The sequence below is a fragment of the Pseudomonas sp. xss_4 genome, assembly GCF_043104125.1.
In the GTDB taxonomy this organism is placed as follows: Bacteria; Pseudomonadota; Gammaproteobacteria; order Pseudomonadales; family Pseudomonadaceae; genus Aquipseudomonas; species Aquipseudomonas parafulva_B.
In genome coordinates, this window is record NZ_JBICKJ010000072.1 from 1 (window position 1) to 18,374 (window position 18,374).

Genomic DNA, 18,374 nt, shown 5'->3' on the forward strand with positions numbered 1-18,374 from the left:
GCTGCATGCGGCTCACTATCGTGCTGCATCCGCCAGATGCGCCATCGCCTCCTCGCTCTTCAACACCAGTACATCCCCATCCAGTGCATCGAGTACCACCTCGCAGGTATTGCCAATCAACGCGCCGGTAAGCCCTGTGCGGCACACGGTACCGATCACCGTCACCACCGCATCCAGCTGTTTTTCCGTATGGGGAATCAGCACATCGGCCGGGCCTTCGGCCACGTGCAGGCAATCGTCGGCGATACCGTACTGTGCCTGGAAAGCCGCGCACGCCTGGCGATAACGCTGTTCGATGGTGTCGCTCAGTTGATAGACAGGGTCGGCCGCCGACAGCATCGGCGATGGGTGGGCGCTGATCACATGCAGCGCCCCCTTGGCCAGCCTGGCAATCTCGTAGCCGTGGTCGACGATACTGGCATGCAGGCGCTGGTGGTCTTCGTCCTGGTTGCCCACATCCACCGCCGCCAGTACGTTGCCGCCGGTCCATGGGCGCTCGCTCTTGACCATCAGCACCGCGCACGGACAGGCGCGCAGCAGCTTCCAGTCGGCAGGGGTGAGCAGGGCCCTTTTGAGCGGATTGTCGGGGCGATGCTCCTTGATCACCAACTCGCAGCCTTCGCGCTGCTGCACGTGGATGATGGTGTCATGCAGGTTGTCTCGCCACGCCGCTTCATGGGTGACGTGGTCAAAGCCGTCTTCCTGCAACTGCTTGCCCAGCAGGCTCAACAGCGTACTGTGGTCGCGGCGCTTGTCACACATCAACAAGTGCAGGCGCGCGTCAGTGACGCTGGCGATCAGCTTGGCGCGCGTCAGCGCCCGGCTGTGGGCGTGCTCAGGGTCAAGGACAACGAGAATGCTGCGGACGGCTTGCATGGGCGTGTACTCCCTGGAACGTGGGCAGGCGGTGCCAGACTATAGGCCGCGCGCGTGGCGCTGACGCTTGATGCACATCAAGCATAGCCACTGACGCCGTTGCCTGCCGCCGCTATAATCGCCGCCCCTGTCTGTCTCTGTATGGTCGTATCGTTTATGTCCCTGATCCCTGAAATCGACGCCTTCCTGGGCTGCCCTACACCCGATGCCTGGATCGAGGCGGCGCTGGCCGATCAGGAAACACTGCTGATCGACCATAAGAATTGCGAGTTCAAGGCGGCCAGCACGGCATTGAGCCTGATCGCCAAGTACAACACCCATGTTGACCTGATCAACATGATGTCGCGCCTGGCGCGCGAGGAGCTGGTTCATCACGAACAGGTCTTGAGGCTGATGAAGCGCCGAGGCATACCCCTGCGCCCTGTGTCGGCGGGTCGCTACGCCTCGGGCCTGCGTCGTCTGGTGCGTGCCCACGAGCCGGTCAAGCTGGTAGATACGCTGGTGGTCGGGGCATTTATCGAGGCACGCAGCTGCGAACGCTTCGCGGCCCTGGCGCCGCACCTGGATGAAGAACTGGGCCGTTTCTATCACGGCCTGCTCAAGAGTGAAGCGCGCCACTATCAGGGCTACCTGAAGTTGGCGCACCACTATGGCGATGAGGCGGACATTGCGCGCCGGGTTGAACTGGTACGCGCCGCTGAAGCGGAACTCATCGCCTCACCGGATCAAGAGCTGCGTTTTCACAGCGGTATACCGCTGGCACTGGCCGCCTGAGCACAGCAGGCGGCAGGATAGGTGTCAGTCGCGCCGGCCCAGCAGCAGGCCCACCACCAGGCCAACGCCCGCTGAAAGTGCCACGGTCTGCCACGGGTGGCCGCCAATGTAGTCCTGGGTGGCCGCGACCATGGGCTTTGCCTTGTCACGCAGGTTGCCGGCCGCTTCCCGGGCCTGACGCAGCTTGAGGCTGATCTGGGTGCGCAGGGTTTCGGCCTCTTCGCCAACCAGCGCAGCGCTGTCGTTGAGCAACCGCTCGGATTCCTCGATCAGCGCCTGCAGCTCGCTGAATACCTGGTCCTTGATCTGGTCGCTGTCGGGTACTGCGGCATTTTTACGGGCCATGCCATGCTCCTCCTGGACGGGTCGTTAGAACAATGGATACTCGTGCGCCAGAAAAGTTGCCTCGCAGTGGGCGCTGGCGCCTTGGTGTAAGATACCGGTCATTTCCATCAGGCAGGTGATTCATGAGTTTCAATCTGGCCAACATGAGCTACGAGGAACGGGCACAGATCGAGGCCGAGAAAGCCCGGCTGTTCGAGATGTGGCAGGCTAACCTGGGTAAGGCCAAGGGCGAGGCGGCCCGGCTTATCGCCGAAAAACCTCGGCGCAAGGGCAAGTGGGCCGAATGGGTGCGCAATGAGCTGGACAACATGACCCCGCCCGAATACGCCAGCATGGTGCGCAGCGAAGTCAACAAGCTGATGGCCGCTGCCAGCGCCGCTCGCTGAGCGGGTGCATGTGCCGTCTTACCACTCGTCGCCCTTGGGGAGGTCCAGCGTGCCTTTGTCACTGAACCGCACCGTGCCGAAAGGGCCGCTGGCCAGTTTGCCGCGCAGCGTGTAGGGCAGGCCTTGCAGCGCGTTCAGCTTGCCTAGCCCATAGGCCTGGCGCAGAAACGCAAATGCGGTGATGCTCACCGGCACTTGGACCACCGCCTCGCCATACCGGCCAATCTGTCCGGCCTGGTCGCTGACGCCCGCTGCCAATGGCTGGCCGTTGACCTCCAGGTTCACTGCAATACCGTTGTACTCGATCGGCGTCTCATTGGGGTTCTGCACCCGTAGCTTTACCGCCATGCGCAACTCCAGGTCCTGTCCAGGCAAGGGCTCCAAGCCGATCACGCTGATCGAAACCGGATCCCGGGGTTGCAACAGCGCGCACGCGCCCAAGGTCGCTGACATCAGCAGGACAGTGAGCAGACGGGTGATGAACAAAGGGCGAAGAGTCATGGGGCAAGGCCTTGGAAAGAATCGTCCGGCAGTGTGGCAAATGCTCGGCAGCGTTGAAAGTGTCGGTAGAGATGAAAGATACTGTTTCTCATTAACGCCCGATAATTTCTCTTACTGTGTAGTTGCCTAACCATGCTGACGTCTCACGTGCCGGGCCTGCTGGCAAGTTTCCAGGAACACTATGACGACTTGTTGCAGTTTCTGACCCGGCGCATGCGTGATCGCCAGCGCGCTGCGGACGTTGCCCACGAAACCTACTTGAGGCTTGCGCAGATCGATGCGCACGCTGTGCCGGTGCTGCACCCGCGTAGCTTCATCTTTCGCGTGGCGGGAAACATTGCGATCGATGCCCTGCGTCGTGACCAGCGCCTTGCCGCCTGCCACGACGACAGTGAGGGCATGGTACACGTGGCCTGTGGCGCGCCGGCACCGGAGGCGGCGTTACTGGCCAGCGAGCGCCTGCAGATTCTCGATCAGGCTCTGCTGCAACTGCCCCCCAAAGCGCGCCAGGCGCTGTTGCTCAATCGCGTGGAAGGGTTGACGCAAAGGCAGGTCGCGCAAAGGCTCGGCGTGTCCGAAAGCATGGTGGCCAAGTACATCGGACAGGCGCTGCGGCATTGCCGGGGATGGCTGCAGAAGGCCGGTGTCGCGGCGTGCATGGCGTTGATGCTGGGCAGTTGGTTGGCGTGGCAGCAGGCACCTGTATGGTTGTCCGACTATCACACCGGTACCGGCGAGCGGCGCATGCTCACCTTGCCCGATGGCACCCGCGTCACCCTCAACAGCGCCAGTGCCATAAAGGTGGAATTCGACGCGCACGCACGTCGGGTGGTGGTGATGGCTGGCGAGGCGCTGTTCGAGACGTCCGCCGAGGCCCGTCCTTTCGTGGTCGAAACGGCAGGGCTGCCGGTAAACGGCACCGGGGCGAGGTTCAGCGTGCGGCGCGACGGGCATGTGGTCCTTGGCCAGGGTGCTGCGCGGCAGGGCGCTCAAGCCTTGAGCGTAGCGGCCGATGCCGATGCGCAGCTGGCCTGGCAACGGGGCAAGTTGATCTTCAATGGCAAGCCTCTAGGCCAAGTGCTGGCTGAGCTTGAGCGCTATCGCCTTGGGCGTATCGTGTTGTCGGATCAACAGCTAGCGGGCCTTGAGGTCAGTGGCGTGTTCGACCTGGATGATCCGCATGCCATGCTGCGCACCCTGGAGCAGCGGTATGGCCTGAAAGTCACCTACCTGCCGTGGCTCGCCGTGGTGTATTGATCTTCAAAGCGGCCCTGTCGAAACCTACCGAAAAAACTTTTCATCGGCACTGCAAGTTCTCGTGGGCTGGATCGTCGTAGTGGGGCTAAGCCGCAAACCATTCCCATTCACGACTCGCCTGGAAGCTTTCTCGTGCCTCTCATGCCCACGCTCTCGAATAGCCGCTGCCGTTTTCTGCCACCTGTGTTGATGTCGTGCGGCGCGTTGGCCGTATTGGCCGGCGCGCTGCCCGCTCACGTCGCTGCTGCAACACAGCAGGGATATGTGCAGACCGCGCAGGTACAGCTGGATGTCCCGGTGCAGCCGCTGGACCAGGCGTTGACGCGCTTTGCTGATCAGGCCGGCCTGCATTTGCTGTACACCACCGCTGACGTGGCTGGCCTGCAGAGCCCGACCCTGCAGGGCGCCTACAGTGTCGAGCAAGCCTTGCAGCGGTTGCTCGAAGGCACCGGCTTGAGCTGGCAGTTCACCGATGCGCGGACGGTGACGCTGCGCAAGCACGATACCCCCCTGCAGGCCATCAACCTCAAGCCGATTGAAGTAAGCGTGGCCTCGCGCACCAGTACTGCCATCAGCGAGATTCCGGGCACCGTGTGGGTGGTCGATCAGCAGCAACTGCGCGAGCAGATCGACAGTGGCGTAAGCCTCAAGGAAGCCATCGGCAAACTGGTGCCTGGTCTTGACCTGGCGCCGGAGGGGCGCACCAACTATGGGCAGAACATGCGTGGGCGCAGCGTGCTGGTGATGATCGATGGCGTCAGCCAGAACAGCTCGCGAGGCCTGTCGCGCCAGTTCGACAGTATCTCGCCTTTCAACGTGCAGCGCGTCGAAGTGCTGTCCGGCGCCAGCGCCATCTACGGGGGCGGTGCGACCGGGGGCATCATCAACATCGTGACAAAAAAAGGCGAGGCGGGCCCTGCGCGTTTCGAAACCCAGCTCGGCGCCAGCAGCGGTTTCAACAACAGCGATGATCTGGCGACCCGCTTCGCCCAGTCGATCAGCGGTGGCAACGAGCGGTTCAATGCGCGTCTTGGTGTGTCCGGCGAGCAGAACGAGGCGTTCTACGATGGAGCAGGCGATCAGATCTTCATCGACAATACCCAGACCGACCTGCAATACAACCGCACCCTGGACCTGCTTGGCAGCCTGGGCATGCAGTTCGATGATCAACAGAGCCTTGACCTGCTGGCCCAGTACTACGATTCCGGCAACCATGGCAGCACCGGCATCTGGTTTCCCAACCTCAATTACAATGGCCCCTCCGACCTCGAAGAGGCCCAGTTGCGCAGTGGGTACTCGTCCGACCTGAACCCGCGCACCCGGCGCATGCTGCTCAATGCCAATTACCACCACAATGATGTGCTGGGCCAGGATTTTTACCTGCAGGCTTCCTACCGCAAGGAAAACAACAACTTCTACCCGTTCCCGTACTACAACCGTGGTACACCGACCGGCTCGCGCGGTGTGTATTTTGCAGCCTCGCAGCAGAACTTCGAGGTCACCAGCCTCAAAGGGCTGTTCGCCAAGCAGTGGGACACGCTGAAATTCACCTATGGCGTGGACATTGACCGCGAACGTTTCAACGCTGACCAGACCGTGTTCGATGCGCGGGTGTCCTCCGAAAGCGGCGGGCTGGACCTGGACAAGGCCAGCAAGGCTGCGCGCTACCCCAGCTACGTGATCGATGGGGTCTCGCTGTATGGCCAGCTTGAATGGCGCGCCACAGACAACCTGACGTTCTCCGGCGGCGCCCGGCGCCAGCAGATGGATGTGGAGGTGGGTGACTACAAGGGCGTTCCAGGTGGGAGTAACGACTATCAGGTCAATCTCTACAACCTGGGGGCGATCTACGACTTCAAGAACGGCCACCAGCTGTGGGCCAATTACGGCGAAGGCTTTGACCTGCCCGATCCGGCCAAGTACTACGGCAAGCCCGGCCTTAGTGTCGGGGACAACCCGCTGGCCGGGATCAAGAGCCGCCAGGTGGAGTTGGGCTGGCGCTACGCCGACGTGCAGTGGGACGCTCAAGCCGCGCTGTACTACATCTGGTCGGACAAGATCATCAATGTGGATTCGCAAACCCTCACCATTGACGTCGAGGACCAGAAGAGTCGCGACTTTGGCTTCGAAGGGGCACTCACCCGCCACTTCGACCGAGGTTGGGAAGCCGGCGGCACGCTGCACCTAACCCGTTCCGAGGAAGAGGCAGACGGCGGCGGGTGGCGCAAGCGCGATGCGCGTTATGCCTCCTTGTCCAAAGCCACCACGTTCGTTGGCTGGAAGGATGACGGGCGCAGTGCGCGTTTGCAGGCTAATCGGGCCTTCACCTTGAAGGACGATGCCCAACACAAGATCGATGGCTATACCACGCTCGATCTACTGGGCAGCCAGGACACCGACTACGGCACCTTCAGCGCAGGTATCCAGAACTTGCTGGACAAGCAGTACAGCACTGTGTGGGGCCAGCGGGCGACGCTGTTCTACTCGCCCACCTACGGGCCTGCCTACCTCTACGATTACCAAGGGCGAGGCAGGACCTACACGCTGACCTGGAGCCTTGCGTACTAAGGCTTTTGCGCTCGGCCCAGGCAACACCGGCGCCCCGATCCAGGGGCGCTGGTTGAAACATCGTGAATCACCTGCAACGTCGCCAAGCCTTTTGACCCGAACCCTTTGGGCCGTAGGCTATCAAAGCCACCAGGCCAGGCGTTTTCGTACGGAGGTGAAGCATGAAACTGACACTACCGTTGTTGGTAATAGGTATGGCGGTTTGGTTACCTACCCATGCGACCGCGCAGCCGTGGCTGCACGTTGCCGCCAATGGCAACAACCCCTACAACAGCCCCGTGCAACGCGCCAACCCCAACAGCCGTCAGGGCAGCGTCCCGGCGACGCCGCCTGTGCGCGGCCCGTCTACCCAGCCCGTGCCGCGCACCCCGACGGTAGAGAACCGCGGCATCGGCAACGGTGAGAACCTGCGCCGTCAGCAGCGAACGCCCAATCTGGAACCTACGCGGCCCCCGCGGGACAACCCGCGCGCGCCCTGACTCCAGCATCCCGTATCTGTCAAAGGAACTTCGCATGTCCCGAGCAACCTGGCTGGTTACCCTGGCCGCTGCCGCATTAGCGCCGCTGTTGGCCCATGCCGCTGCCCAGCAGACGTTCAAAAGTGAAGAGGGCACCCTTACCGTCGATACCGTTGCCAACGGTCTGCGTACGCCGTGGGCGCTGGCGTTCCTGCCTGGCGGCCAGGACATGCTGGTCACCGAACGCATCGGCAACCTGCGCGTGATCAATGCCGAGGGCAAGGTCGGCCCGCCCATCAATGGCGTGCCCAAAGTCTGGGCCGAGGGCCAGGGCGGCCTGCTGGATGTGGCCCTGTCGCCCGAGTTCGACAAGGACCGTACGGTGTACCTGTCCTATGCCGAGGAGGGCAGCGACGGCAAGGCCGGGACCGCTGTGGGCCGTGGCCAGCTGTCGACCGATCGCGCCCGCCTGGAAAACTTCACCGTTATCTTCCGCCAGCAACCCAAGCTGTCGGAGGGCAACCATTTTGGGTCGCGCCTGGTGTTCGACCGCAACGGGTATCTGTTCATCGCCCTGGGTGAGAACAATCAGCGCTCGACGGCTCAGGACCTGGATAAGCTGCAGGGCAAGGTCGTGCGCATCCTGCCAGATGGCGAGGTTCCCAAGGACAACCCGTTCTATGGCCAGAAGAACGTGCGCCCCGAAATCTGGTCGTTTGGCCACCGTAACCAGCAGGGCGCTGCGTTGAATCCTTGGACGGGCGCGTTGTGGACCAACGAACACGGCCCCCGTGGCGGTGACGAAATCAACATCCCGAAGCCGGGCAAGAACTACGGTTGGCCCATCGCAACCCACGGCATCAACTATTCGATGCTGCCCATACCAGAGGCCAAGGGTAAACATGTAGATGGCATGGTCGATCCGCACCACGTGTGGGAGAAGTCCCCCGGTGTCAGCGGCATGGCGTTCTATGACAGCCCCGTGTTCACCGCATGGGATCACAACGTGTTCATTGGCGCGTTGGCCACGCAGGAGCTGATCCGCTTGCAGCTCAAGGGCGACAAGGTGGTGCACGAGGAGCGCCTGCTGGGCGACTTGAAGGCGCGCATTCGTGATGTTCGGGTAGGGCCGGACGGTTACCTGTACGTGTTGACCGATGCCAAGGATGGCGAGCTGCTGAAGGTGGGCCTGGCGCGGCCCGACTGAAGCCGCGCTGTCGTCGGCAAGGAGGCGACAGGTACAATGCGCCATGACCATCGAACCCTTGCAACGCTACCAGCAAGCCCTGGAAACCCAGGGCTTTGTCGTTGACCCCGCACAGCGCCTCGCCATCGAGGCGCTGCAGGCCTGCTTCGAGACTGTCGAACGTGGACGATCCAGCCAGGGCCTCTACCTGTGGGGGCCAGTGGGGCGGGGCAAGACCTGGTTGATGGATCAGTTTCACCGTTGCCTGACCGTGCCGAGTCGCCGCCAGCATTTTCACCACTTCATGGCTTGGGTGCACCGTCGGTTGTTTCAGCTCAATGGCACGGCGGATCCCCTTATGGCGCTGGCGCAGGAGCTAGGAAGCGAAATCCGCGTGCTGTGCTTCGATGAGTTGTTCGTCAGTGACATTGCCGACGCAATCATTCTCGGCCGTTTGTTCCAGGTACTGTTCGACCTGGGCGTGGTGGTGGTTGCCACGTCCAATCAGCCGCCAGGGCAACTGTACCGCGATGGCTTCAACCGCGAACGCTTCCTGCCCGCCATCGCTGCCATCGAGCGGCACATGCGTGTGCTGCCGGTAGCGGGCGAGCAAGACCATCGGCAACACCCGGGCCTGCCGTGCCAGCGCTACTGGGTCACCGACGACCGGGGCAGTCACCTTGCCGCGGTCTTCGAGCGACTGAGCCCGGACGACCCAGGCACCGACCAGCCCCTCATGCTGGGCAGTCGGCAGGTGCAGGTGGTGCGCCGAAGTGCGAAGGCCATCTGGTGCCGTTTCGACGCGTTGTGCGAACAGCCGATGGCTACCCAGGAATTCATGGCGCTGTGCGACCGTTTCGCGGCGATCCTGGTCGCGGACATACCGGCGCTGAGTGGTCAGCAACAGGCCGGGCGTATCGCCCGTGGCACAGAGGACGGCGCCTCCCGTGTGCTAGCGGGCGACCGCGACTTGCCGGCACTCTCGCCCAAGGACGATGCCGTGCGCCGCTTCATCGCCTTGGTCGATGAATGCTACGACCGCCGTGTGGCGCTGTACTTGGAGGCACAGGTGCCGCTCGAGGCGCTGTACACGCAGGGGTATCTCGCCTTCCCCTACCAGCGCACCCTCAGCCGGCTGCGTGAAATGCAGCTGCAGCGCTTCGCCTGATGCAGCCACGCACGATTAGCGATCCAGCCACTGGATCAGTGTGCGATTGAAACGCTTGGGTTCTTCGATCTGCGGCGCGTGGCCCATGCCTTCGAAAGTGATCAGTTCGCCTTTGGGAATGAGCTTGGCCACCTGCGGGCCGAGCAAGGCGTAGTTGCCCAGCCTGGCCTTGACTTGCGGTGGTGCGATGTCACTGCCGATTGCCGTGGTGTCCTTGTCACCGATCAACAAAAGGGTTGGCATCTGCAGGTCCTTGAACTCGTGATAAACCGGTTGGGTGAAGATCATGTCGTAGATCAAGGCAGAGTTCCACGCCACCCGCTCGTGCCCTGGGCCCTGGTTCAGGCCCACCAGCATCTGCACCCAGCGCTCATATTCAGGTTTCCAGCGGCCGGCATAGTAGGTTTTGCGCTCATAGTCACGCACCCCGGCCGCATCGAGCTTGAGTTCGCGGGCATACCACTGGTCAACGGTGCGGTAGGGCACCCCCAGGGCCTTCCAGTCCTCCAGGCCGATGGGGTTGACCATGGCCAGGCGCGTGACCTGCTGCGGGTACATCAAGGCGTAGCGGGTGGCTAGCATCCCCCCGGTCGAATGCCCCAGCACGATGCTCTGCTTCACCCCCAGGTGCTCGAGCAGTGCATGGGTGTTGCTGGCCAGTTGCTGGAAGCTGTACTGGTAGTGCGCAGGTTTACTGGATGTGCAGAAACCGATCTGGTCTGGGGCGATAACGCGGTAGCCTGCCTTGCTCAAGGCATCGATGCTGGTTTCCCAAGTGGCTGCGCAAAAATTCTTGCCGTGCATGAGCACGACCGTGCGGCCGTTGGCATTGCCCGACGCCGGGACGTCCATGTAACCCATTTGCAGCGATTGGCGCTGTGATTCGAAGTCGAAGTGCTTGAGCGTATGCGGGTAGTCAAACCCTTCGAGCTGTGCGCCGTAGGTAGGCGATTGGCCGGCAATGGCCGGGCCGCTGGCCAGGCACACCATGGCCAGGGCGGATGCACGCAGCATGAGGCACTCCATGTCAGATCAAGTAGGAAGACTCGACTGTAGCAGCAGGACAGTGGCCATAGAGGCCCAAGGTGTTACCAACCGTGAAACCGGCGCCACGTCAGTAATCGGCGACTACTGTATCTTTCCCCTCCGAGTCGATACCGATCACCCGATAGGCATCCCTGCGCTCACCCATTTCCATGCCCGGTGAACCGGCTGGCATGCCTGGAACGGCCATGCCCTTGAGATCACTGCGGCTAACCAGTTCACGCACGTGGGTAGCGGGGACATGGCCTTCGACGAACTTGCCAGCGATGACCCCGGTATGACACGACGCATGGCGCGGCGGTACTTGCAGGCGTTGCTTGACGGCGCTCATGTCTGGTTCGACATGGTCGTTCACGGTAAAGCCGTTCTCTTGGAGGTGACTGATCCAGGCTTTGCAACAACCACAGTGGGGGTCGCGGTAGACGTCGATGGTGTCGGTGGCCTGTGCAAGGGCGGTGAAGGTCAACAGGCCAAGGGCCAGGCAATTTGAACGCAGCATGGACAAGTTCCTTATAAACGTGTGACCTGCGGCCAGCATAGCGCACGGCCTGGTCCAAACGTGCAAGGCGGCAGGGTCGCCCCCTCTGGCTTTCAACCTGCTGACCGGCGCATTACAGTTTCGTCAGCCAGTGGCTTGGTCATTGCGTAGGTCGCGCATCAGTAGCCCGAACGCCAACGACACCTGTTCAGGGACTGGCAGATACACCACATGGCCATCCCCGGGTGCGACTTCGATGGGCTGCTGTTGCCGGTTGTGCAGCTGATTCAGGTCGAAGTGGTAGTTGCCGCGAGGTGTCATCAGCTCCAGATGGTCGCCCAGGGCGAAGCGGTTCTTGACCTTGACCTCGGCCCAACCATTTACCCGCAGCCCAGTCAGTTCACCCACGAACTGCTGGCGCTCGGACACCGAGCTGCCGCGCTGGTAATTCTGGTACTCATCGTGCACATGACGGCGCAAAAAACCTTCGGTGTAGCCCCGTTGCGCCAGGGACTCGAGGTTGTCCATCAAGGTGCGGTCGAAAGGCTGCCCATTGGCCGCATCGTCGATGGCCTTGCGGTAGGACTGCACGGCCCGTGCGCAGTAGAAATGCGACTTGGTGCGGCCCTCGATCTTGAGCGAGTGCACGCCCATGCGCGCCAGTCGCTCGACGTGCTGGATGGCCCGCAGGTCCTTGGCGTTCATGATGTAGGTGCCGTGCTCATCCTCGAACGCGGGCATTTCGGTACCGGGACGCTCGCTTTCCTGCAACAGGAACACCTGGTCGGTGGGCGCACCCTGGCCCAGCGTCGGCTGCACGTGGTGCACGATATCGCCGGTGACGCTCTCGGTCGCTGGCGTGACGTCATACTTCCAGCGGCAGGCGTTGGTACAGGTGCCCTGATTGGCATCACGCTTGTTCAGGTAGCCCGACAGCAGGCAGCGGCCTGAATAGGCCATGCACAGCGCCCCATGCACGAAGACTTCCAGCTCCATGCCAGGTACTTGCTGACCAATTTCCTCGATCTCTTCAAGTGACAGCTCCCGCGACAGGATCACGCGGCTGATGCCTTGCTGCTGCCAGAACTGCACGCTGGCCCAGTTGACCGTGTTGGCCTGCACCGAGAGGTGCACCGGCATCTGCGGGTAGTGCTGGCGTACCAGCATGATCAGGCCCGGGTCGGACATGATCAACGCGTCCGGTGCCATGGCGATCACAGGGGCCAGGTCCTTGAGGAAGGTCTTGAGCTTGGCATTGTGAGGCGCGATGTTGACCACCACATAGAAGCGCTTGCCCAGCGCATGAGCCTCCTGGATGCCCAACGCCAGATTGGCATGGTCGAAGGCATTGTTGCGCACCCGCAGGCTGTAGCGGGGCTGACCGGCATAGACCGCGTCAGCACCGTAGGCGAAGGCATAGCGCATGGTGTGGAGCGTGCCGGCAGGCGCCAGCAATTCGGGCTTGGCAACAGAATTCATGAATACACCGGGTAAAGGGCGCGGATGCTAAGCCGCTTGCGGTTCGGCCTTATTGATCTGAATCAAGGGGCAGGTGGCACTTTTACCCCAGCGCCACGCACTAATACCCCAGAACCCATCCGAGGACCGGAAATGAACGAAACTGCTTTGCAGAACAAGGCGCTGGCGGTGCTCTTGGCACTGGTGACCGTTGCCTTCGTCTGGATCTTGCTGCCTTACTACGGCGCCATCTTCTGGGCGGTAATCCTGGGCATCCTGTTCGCGCCGTTGCAACGCAACCTGCTCATGCGCTTCGGGCGCCGCCGCAACGTGGCCGCTGCCGTGACCACGCTGATCTGCTTACTGGTGGCGGTATTGCCGGTGATCATCATCAGCGGCCTGCTGGTGCAGGAGGGGGCAACGCTGTATCAACGCATTCAGAGCGGCCAGCTGGACATCGCAGGGTATGTTGAGCGGGGCAAGGACATGCTGCCAACGTTTGCCCAGAACGCGCTGGATAACCTGGGCATGGGCAACCTGGAAGCCCTGCGTGACAAGATCACCACCTGGGCCTCCCAAGGTAGCCAGGTCCTGGCTACCCAGGCCTTCAGCTTTGGCCAGGGCACATTCGATTTCGTGGTGGGCTTCGGCATCATGATGTACCTGCTATTCTTCTTCCTGCGTGAAGGTGCCGAGGTGGTGCGCAAGGTGCGCATGGCCGTGCCGCTGCCCGAACACCAGAAGCGCCGCCTGCAGTTGAAGTTCAAGCGTGTAGTGCGCGCCACGGTCAAGGGCAACGTGCTAGTGGCCATCACTCAAGGAGCGCTGGGCGGCTTGATTTTCTGGATCCTGGGGATCCCCAGCGCGCTGGTCTGGGCGGTGATGATGGCGTTCCTTTCGCTGCTGCCCGCCGTTGGTGCAGGCATCGTCTGGGGGCCGGTGGCGATCTACTTCCTGATGACCGGGGCGATCTTGCAAGGTGTGATCCTGACCGCGTTCGGCGTGCTGGTGATCGGCCTTGTCGACAACGTGCTTAGGCCTATTCTGGTCGGCAAGGATACCCGTATGCCAGATTACCTGATCCTGGTCTCCACCTTGGGCGGCCTATCGGTATTCGGTCTTAACGGTTTCGTTATTGGCCCGCTGATCGCAGCACTGTTCATTTCCAGTTGGGCGATTTTTGCCTCGAGCAAGCCTCGGGTTCAACTTCCGCAATGACTCGCCAGGGGCTCGGCCGTCGCAAAGAAGGGATTGGCCCTGGCGGTCACCTCTGAAAAGCTGGGTCAAGGCGGGCGCAAGGCAGGATTCCCACTGGCTGACTTCCAACTGCTTTAATCTCGAAAACTCGGCAAAGGTGCGGTGTAGTCACCTACCTGGAGCCGATGATGGTCAGCCTCGTTACGCCCTCAAACCATACCGATAGTTTTATTGACAAACAGCTTCCTTCCTGGCTGCACGCAGCCTCTTTAGAGCAGATACAGAGTCTACGCAAGCGCGTAGAGGAAAATCGCTGGGTCGAGCAGCGGCTGGAAGCCATGTTCAAGCGCCTGCTTTCCCCAGATTCGTTCGCGCGCCAGACGCTGACCACAGCGATAAAGCAGAAGCTCGGAGTATCTGTCGAGCTAGCCCATACCCTCTGGCGTGAGCGCCTCGACTACTACAGCATGCTTGGTGGTGAAGGGCTTCGTGACCATTACACGTTTCATCCGGCCATCACCCATCTGATGCAGAATTTTCCGGCCGGATCGAGCTTCGATGCGCGCAGCGGCATCATCTCGGGGGCACATGGGATGTCACCCAATGCGCCGCTCCTGGTAGACAGCGCGAAATTGGCGGGGGTTTGCCGTTCGGTGGATACAGGCAAGCGCTACCAAGCCTACCTGCAGACCTTCTTCGACGATGCCGCCGTAACGCTCCTTGCTCAGAGTGTGCGCAAAAGGGTTGCGCTTGCTATGGAGCTTGCAGGGATACGGGGGGAGGTCCCTGAGTCGGATGTCACCAGCTTCGAATACACCCTGGGAGAGGTGCCAGTACCCGATCCGCGACATCCCACGGTCGTACCCAAGCATCTTCATGTGCTTGGGCACGCCATGGTCGGAGGGCTGATCTTCGAGCGCTCGAATGACTCGTCGGGCGGCTCGGCGGATCCTGCTGGAGGGGTCTTGCTCTATCTCCCTCACCAACCTTTGCGACAGTTCGCGAACTTGACAAGTCTCAACGCCCACTTGGCGAGCTTGTTCAGGCAACCTGAGCACGCATCTTGCCTGCTGGGCCAGGTCGCGGCCGACGCTCGGATAGCGTTTCAGGCAGCACTGAAAAAACGTCTGAGCGACGCCGTGCCCGATCTTGAAGTGACAGGCAAGGTCGCCCGTGCCTTGCTTTTTCCGGAGATGGCCGAGTTGCAAGTGGCCCGTATCAAGGCAGACGCCCGTTTTCTTCTGGTGCCGGTTGCAGACGTGGATCGGCTGCAAAGGCTTGAGCGGCTGCGCACGCTCGAGCAAGTCGGGCTGAACCTGACTCAAATGGCAGCATTGTTCGTACCTCAATTGGGGGCGCTGATGCTGGCCGCTACGGTGACCGAGGTGCTGAGTGAAGTCATGGCCGCGGTACACGACTGGTCACGGGGCCATCAGCATGAAGCGCTGGAGCATGTGCTGGGCGTGGCTGAAACGGTAGCCGTCACTGCGCTGATGGCAACGGGTGGTGAGGCCGTGGCACGCGGCTTCAAGCGCAGTGCTTTTGTTGATGAGATGATGCCGGTCGAACAGGAGGATGGCGCTTCTCGATTATGGGCTGAAGACCTCAAGCCCTACCGGGCGGTAGGAGTGCCTCGCCAAGCCATGCGTGGTCGGGATGGGCTGTTTAGGCACGGCGACACTCACTGGTGGCTTCACGAGGGCAACTATTACGAAGTCAGCCGCAAAACCGAGTCCCACCCCTGGCGCTTGGTGCGCAACGACGGTAAGCCAGGGTTCGCGCCGGCGCTAAGCTGCAACGGCGAGCAGGGCTGGCGTCTGAAATGGCAGCGGCCGCAAATGTGGGAGGGCGAGCGAGCCTTGTTGGGGCATCTATGGCCCGTACCTGCCGAGCTGGACTCGGCACGCCTGACGCAGATACTCAACGTGGCTGATGTGGATCAGACGTCGTTACGTCGGCTGGTGGGTGAACAACGGGCGCTGCCTGTTAGCTTGCGCGACACGCTGGAGCGTTTCGAGGCCGACGCGCGAATCGACAGCTTCTTTGCCACATTCACGGACGATCACGGTAGCGGTGACCCACGTCTATTGCAGTGGTGCGTCGGTGCGTTGACCGAGCCTCAGCGTGAACCTTCGTCATTAACCGCATCGATGCTCGCGCATGCACCCACCCTGCGCCAGGGGTTGATGAGCCACCTGACGGACGAACTTGTCCTCTCTCCTGAAGCCGCGGCAATCAGACGTGTTTTTCCTGGCTTGCCTGCGCGCTATGCCGAAGATGTGATAGCCAATGCTTCTGCTGACCAGCGCCAACGACTACTCGAGCGCGGTCGTATTGATCTGGCACTTGCCGAAAAGGCACGCCTGGCATTGCAGGAGGCTCGCGCCTGTCGTGCATTGCAGAGCCTGTATCTGAACAATGCTTATCACCCTGATATGCCGTCGCTGGTCTTCGGGCTGCTGCGAACGGAGCCCGCATGGCCGTTGGCTTGCAATGTTCAGATTCGTGAGTCTTCCCCCACCGGGCGGGTGATGGCTGAGCTGTACCCGGTCAACGATTCTGCACAGGTGAAGATGCTAGTTTGGAAGCAAGGACAGGTGTCGCTCTACGAGCATGGCCAATTGTCTTCAGACAGCCTTTCAGGGCCTGGCGGGCTATTGGAAAGGCTCTGGCAGCTTTTACCTGAAGCCGAGCTTGAGCGGTTTGGCTGGTCAGGGCCCAATGGCGTACAACAGATGCGGGCAAGCTTGCAGTCGAGACTACCGGCACGCAGGGAGGCTGTGCAGGAACTGATGGGCATGCAGGTGCACCAACCCACTTTCCGAGCTCCAGCGCGCCTGGCTGACCGGCGTTTCGGTTACCTGTTGAGTGGTCGCGCCAGCGCGAATCACTTGGCTGAACGCACGCTCCAGGACCGCGTCCGTAGCCTTTTTCCTGGGTTCAGCGCGCAGAATCTGGAGCGGTTCCTGCAAGTGCTCCAAGAGCAGCCTGGTTCGCCTTTCACGGTTCTGCTTGAGCTCGAGAACGATTATTCGCGCCTGGATCTGACGTTGGAGCAATGGACAGCACAACCTGCAGCTGCAGCAGATGTAGCGCTGCGGCGAACGGTCGCGGACGAGCTACGGCGCTGCTGGCGCTTTCAGGGGTACGCGGGCAGACGTCATGCCAATGGGGATCAAGGCATGGCGCTGTCGCTATCGGGGATCGGTGTTGGCGAGCTGCCCGACTTGAGCGCGGCGCAAGGTTTCAGCCACGTCAGCGAGCTCTCTCTGGTCAACATGCGCCTTACCGATCTTCCCGGAGAGTTTCTCGCACCGTTTCGAGGCATCTTGACCTTGAATCTGGACAACAACGCGCTGACTCAACTTCCTCAGGGGCTGTCTCAGTTGCGTGAGTTGACCGAACTGACCCTTTCACGAAACAGTTTGAGCATCGGCGATGCTGGTTTCCGGTTGCTGGCCGGCATCCCGAGGTTGAGCGTTCTTGACTTGAGCGATAACACCATCGGCGCCATCCCGATCGAGATGAACCGACTACCCCGGCTACGCCAACTTGGTCTGCGCAGAACAGGCTTGACCCAAGTTCCGACTCACCTCGATCAAGCGGTTTCGCTGGAGTATGTGGATCTGCGTGACAACCATATCGCTGAGTTGCCGCTGAGCTTGAGAGCCCAGCGCACTCGCTGGCGTAACCGATTGGCACTGGTCGGCAATCCGCTCCCTGCGCTCTACCGCGATCTGTGGATCGACGCCAGCCGCACTTCTGCAAGCGATAGCAGCCCAGACGGCGACGCCTACCACTTCAACCAGTGGCTCGAGCGTCTGGACCCGACGCAACGCGCCTCTCGTACCGCTCAGTGGAACCGTTTACTGAACGAGTCGGGTAGCGAAGACTTCTTCAGGCTCGTCGGCGAACTGACCGACACCAGTGATTTTCGCCTGGCCAGAGATGACCTTGAGGCTAGGCTGTGGGCCCTGATGGACAGGATTGAAAGCAATACAGCCCTTCGGGAGCTTATGTTCACCCTGGCCAGTGAACCTCGAACGTGCGTGGACAATGTCATATCCAGTTTCGGCTGGCTGGAGACCAGATTGCTCAGCGCCTCGCTTGAGGCCGGAGCTGGCGATCAAGCAGAAGGCCAATTATTGAACTTGGCGCGAAGGTTCTTTCGTCTGGACCGGGTGGAGGCCTATGCGCGGCGGGACATGAGCAGCCGCGGGGCCAGTGGCTCGGAGGTCGATCAGGTCGAAGTCAGCCTGGCATACAGAGTGGGGCTGGCGAGCACACTTGAGCTGCCAGGCCAGCCAATCACCATGCAGTTCAGGACCATTGCAGGTGTGACGGAGCAACACCTGGCAGAGGCCGAAGCCGCAGTTCGCGAGGCCGAGGCCAGCGATGAACTGGCCGTTGACATCAGTGAGCGCGGCTTCTGGTTCGAATATCTGCAACGGCAACATCAAGCCATGTTTGAACAGGTGCGCGAGCCGTTCGTGCAACAAATGGAAGCGCTCTACGAAGGGCGTGAAAGCCTCACGGATGCCGACTACGATGCCCAGGCCAGATCGATTGCCAAGGCCAGTGATGAGGCAGTCAAAGCCAAGGCGCTTGAACTGACGCGTCAATCCTTGGCGCGGGAGGGTGGGCAACCGCAAGAGCAATAGCCATGAAGGCTAGCGTT

15 protein-coding genes are annotated in these 18,374 nt (G+C 61.4%); 9 read left to right on the forward strand and 6 right to left on the reverse strand.

Annotation, left to right across the window (positions count from 1 at the left end; translation table 11 throughout):
* Nucleotides 1-15 precede the first annotated feature (15 nt).
* Entirely contained in the window at nucleotides 16-876 is an 861-nt protein-coding gene (locus ACF8GB_RS16100) for a universal stress protein (RefSeq protein WP_392527319.1), read from the reverse strand.
* Nucleotides 877-1,032: 156 nt separating this feature from the next.
* On the opposite strand from ACF8GB_RS16100, the gene ACF8GB_RS16105 reads away from it, so the two are divergent.
* Nucleotides 1,033-1,650: a tRNA-(ms[2]io[6]A)-hydroxylase gene (locus tag ACF8GB_RS16105; RefSeq protein WP_058639390.1), complete on the forward strand. Its 618-nt coding sequence runs from the start codon at nucleotides 1,033-1,035 to the stop codon at nucleotides 1,648-1,650.
* Nucleotides 1,651-1,674: 24 nt separating this feature from the next.
* Here the strand turns inward: ACF8GB_RS16105 and ACF8GB_RS16110 are convergent, their stop codons facing one another.
* Nucleotides 1,675-1,995, reverse strand: coding sequence for a YqjD family protein (locus ACF8GB_RS16110; protein ID WP_027914998.1), 321 nt, complete (start codon nucleotides 1,993-1,995; stop codon nucleotides 1,675-1,677).
* A 122-nt stretch (nucleotides 1,996-2,117) separates the two neighbouring features.
* Between ACF8GB_RS16110 and ACF8GB_RS16115 the strand changes: the two genes are divergently transcribed.
* Nucleotides 2,118-2,381, forward strand: coding sequence for a hypothetical protein (locus ACF8GB_RS16115; protein ID WP_058605664.1), 264 nt, complete (start codon nucleotides 2,118-2,120; stop codon nucleotides 2,379-2,381).
* Between the two features lie 18 nt (nucleotides 2,382-2,399).
* Here ACF8GB_RS16115 and ACF8GB_RS16120 read toward each other — a convergent pair whose 3' ends face one another.
* Nucleotides 2,400-2,882, reverse strand: a complete 483-nt coding sequence (locus ACF8GB_RS16120) for an LEA type 2 family protein (protein WP_196121792.1) — start codon at nucleotides 2,880-2,882, stop codon at nucleotides 2,400-2,402.
* Nucleotides 2,883-3,014: 132 nt separating this feature from the next.
* On the opposite strand from ACF8GB_RS16120, the gene ACF8GB_RS16125 reads away from it, so the two are divergent.
* From ACF8GB_RS16125 to zapE, 5 genes are all read left to right on the forward strand, one after another.
* Nucleotides 3,015-4,139 carry a sigma-70 family RNA polymerase sigma factor gene (locus ACF8GB_RS16125; RefSeq protein ID WP_392475326.1) on the forward strand — a complete coding sequence of 375 codons (1,125 nt, stop codon included), beginning with the start codon at nucleotides 3,015-3,017 and terminating at the stop codon, nucleotides 4,137-4,139.
* 141 nt (nucleotides 4,140-4,280) lie between these two features.
* A complete protein-coding gene (locus ACF8GB_RS16130; protein WP_392527320.1) occupies nucleotides 4,281-6,707 on the forward strand; it encodes a TonB-dependent receptor in 2,427 nt (808 codons plus the stop codon).
* 161 nt (nucleotides 6,708-6,868) lie between these two features.
* Nucleotides 6,869-7,186 (forward strand): hypothetical protein, encoded by a 318-nt coding sequence (locus ACF8GB_RS16135; protein ID WP_392527322.1) that lies wholly within the window; start codon nucleotides 6,869-6,871, stop codon nucleotides 7,184-7,186.
* Between the two features lie 34 nt (nucleotides 7,187-7,220).
* The gene (locus tag ACF8GB_RS16140) at nucleotides 7,221-8,372 is read left to right on the forward strand and encodes a PQQ-dependent sugar dehydrogenase (protein ID WP_196141527.1); all 1,152 of its coding nucleotides are present in this window, start codon (nucleotides 7,221-7,223) and stop codon (nucleotides 8,370-8,372) included.
* A 43-nt stretch (nucleotides 8,373-8,415) separates the two neighbouring features.
* A complete protein-coding gene (zapE, locus tag ACF8GB_RS16145) occupies nucleotides 8,416-9,519 on the forward strand; it encodes a cell division protein ZapE (RefSeq protein ID WP_392515972.1) in 1,104 nt (367 codons plus the stop codon).
* A 15-nt stretch (nucleotides 9,520-9,534) separates the two neighbouring features.
* Here the strand turns inward: zapE and ACF8GB_RS16150 are convergent, their stop codons facing one another.
* From ACF8GB_RS16150 to yegQ, 3 genes are all read right to left on the reverse strand, one after another.
* Nucleotides 9,535-10,533 carry an alpha/beta fold hydrolase gene (locus ACF8GB_RS16150; protein ID WP_058605657.1) on the reverse strand — a complete coding sequence of 333 codons (999 nt, stop codon included), beginning with the start codon at nucleotides 10,531-10,533 and terminating at the stop codon, nucleotides 9,535-9,537.
* A gap of 100 nt (nucleotides 10,534-10,633) precedes the next feature.
* Entirely contained in the window at nucleotides 10,634-11,062 is a 429-nt protein-coding gene (locus ACF8GB_RS16155) for a DUF411 domain-containing protein (RefSeq protein ID WP_058639398.1), read from the reverse strand.
* Between the two features lie 123 nt (nucleotides 11,063-11,185).
* Nucleotides 11,186-12,520: a tRNA 5-hydroxyuridine modification protein YegQ gene (gene yegQ / locus ACF8GB_RS16160; protein WP_392475323.1), complete on the reverse strand. Its 1,335-nt coding sequence runs from the start codon at nucleotides 12,518-12,520 to the stop codon at nucleotides 11,186-11,188.
* 132 nt (nucleotides 12,521-12,652) lie between these two features.
* On the opposite strand from yegQ, the gene ACF8GB_RS16165 reads away from it, so the two are divergent.
* Both ACF8GB_RS16165 and ACF8GB_RS16170 read left to right on the forward strand, forming a co-directional pair.
* Nucleotides 12,653-13,717: an AI-2E family transporter gene (locus tag ACF8GB_RS16165; RefSeq protein WP_058639400.1), complete on the forward strand. Its 1,065-nt coding sequence runs from the start codon at nucleotides 12,653-12,655 to the stop codon at nucleotides 13,715-13,717.
* Nucleotides 13,718-14,034: 317 nt separating this feature from the next.
* The gene (locus tag ACF8GB_RS16170; protein WP_392527323.1) at nucleotides 14,035-18,357 is read left to right on the forward strand and encodes an NEL-type E3 ubiquitin ligase domain-containing protein; all 4,323 of its coding nucleotides are present in this window, start codon (nucleotides 14,035-14,037) and stop codon (nucleotides 18,355-18,357) included.
* Nucleotides 18,358-18,374: the final 17 nt, after the last annotated feature.

Excerpts from the sequence above, each read along its gene's own strand:
- ACF8GB_RS16125 (WP_392475326.1), top strand. The coding sequence starts at position 3,015 with ATGCTGACGTCTCACGTGCCGGGCCTGCTGGCAAGTTTCCAGGAACAC.
- ACF8GB_RS16130 (WP_392527320.1), top strand. The coding sequence starts at position 4,281 with ATGCCCACGCTCTCGAATAGCCGCTGCCGTTTTCTGCCACCTGTGTTG.
- ACF8GB_RS16120 (WP_196121792.1), bottom strand. The coding sequence starts at position 2,882 with ATGACTCTTCGCCCTTTGTTCATCACCCGTCTGCTCACTGTCCTGCTG.
- ACF8GB_RS16115 (WP_058605664.1), top strand. The coding sequence starts at position 2,118 with ATGAGTTTCAATCTGGCCAACATGAGCTACGAGGAACGGGCACAGATC.
- ACF8GB_RS16165 (WP_058639400.1), top strand. The coding sequence starts at position 12,653 with ATGAACGAAACTGCTTTGCAGAACAAGGCGCTGGCGGTGCTCTTGGCA.
- ACF8GB_RS16105 (WP_058639390.1), top strand. The coding sequence starts at position 1,033 with ATGTCCCTGATCCCTGAAATCGACGCCTTCCTGGGCTGCCCTACACCC.
- ACF8GB_RS16140 (WP_196141527.1), top strand. The coding sequence starts at position 7,221 with ATGTCCCGAGCAACCTGGCTGGTTACCCTGGCCGCTGCCGCATTAGCG.
- ACF8GB_RS16155 (WP_058639398.1), bottom strand. The coding sequence starts at position 11,062 with ATGCTGCGTTCAAATTGCCTGGCCCTTGGCCTGTTGACCTTCACCGCC.
- ACF8GB_RS16100 (WP_392527319.1), bottom strand. The coding sequence starts at position 876 with ATGCAAGCCGTCCGCAGCATTCTCGTTGTCCTTGACCCTGAGCACGCC.
- zapE (WP_392515972.1), top strand. The coding sequence starts at position 8,416 with ATGACCATCGAACCCTTGCAACGCTACCAGCAAGCCCTGGAAACCCAG.
- ACF8GB_RS16135 (WP_392527322.1), top strand. The coding sequence starts at position 6,869 with ATGAAACTGACACTACCGTTGTTGGTAATAGGTATGGCGGTTTGGTTA.
- ACF8GB_RS16170 (WP_392527323.1), top strand. The coding sequence starts at position 14,035 with ATGTTCAAGCGCCTGCTTTCCCCAGATTCGTTCGCGCGCCAGACGCTG.
- ACF8GB_RS16110 (WP_027914998.1), bottom strand. The coding sequence starts at position 1,995 with ATGGCCCGTAAAAATGCCGCAGTACCCGACAGCGACCAGATCAAGGAC.
- yegQ (WP_392475323.1), bottom strand. The coding sequence starts at position 12,520 with ATGAATTCTGTTGCCAAGCCCGAATTGCTGGCGCCTGCCGGCACGCTC.
- ACF8GB_RS16150 (WP_058605657.1), bottom strand. The coding sequence starts at position 10,533 with ATGCTGCGTGCATCCGCCCTGGCCATGGTGTGCCTGGCCAGCGGCCCG.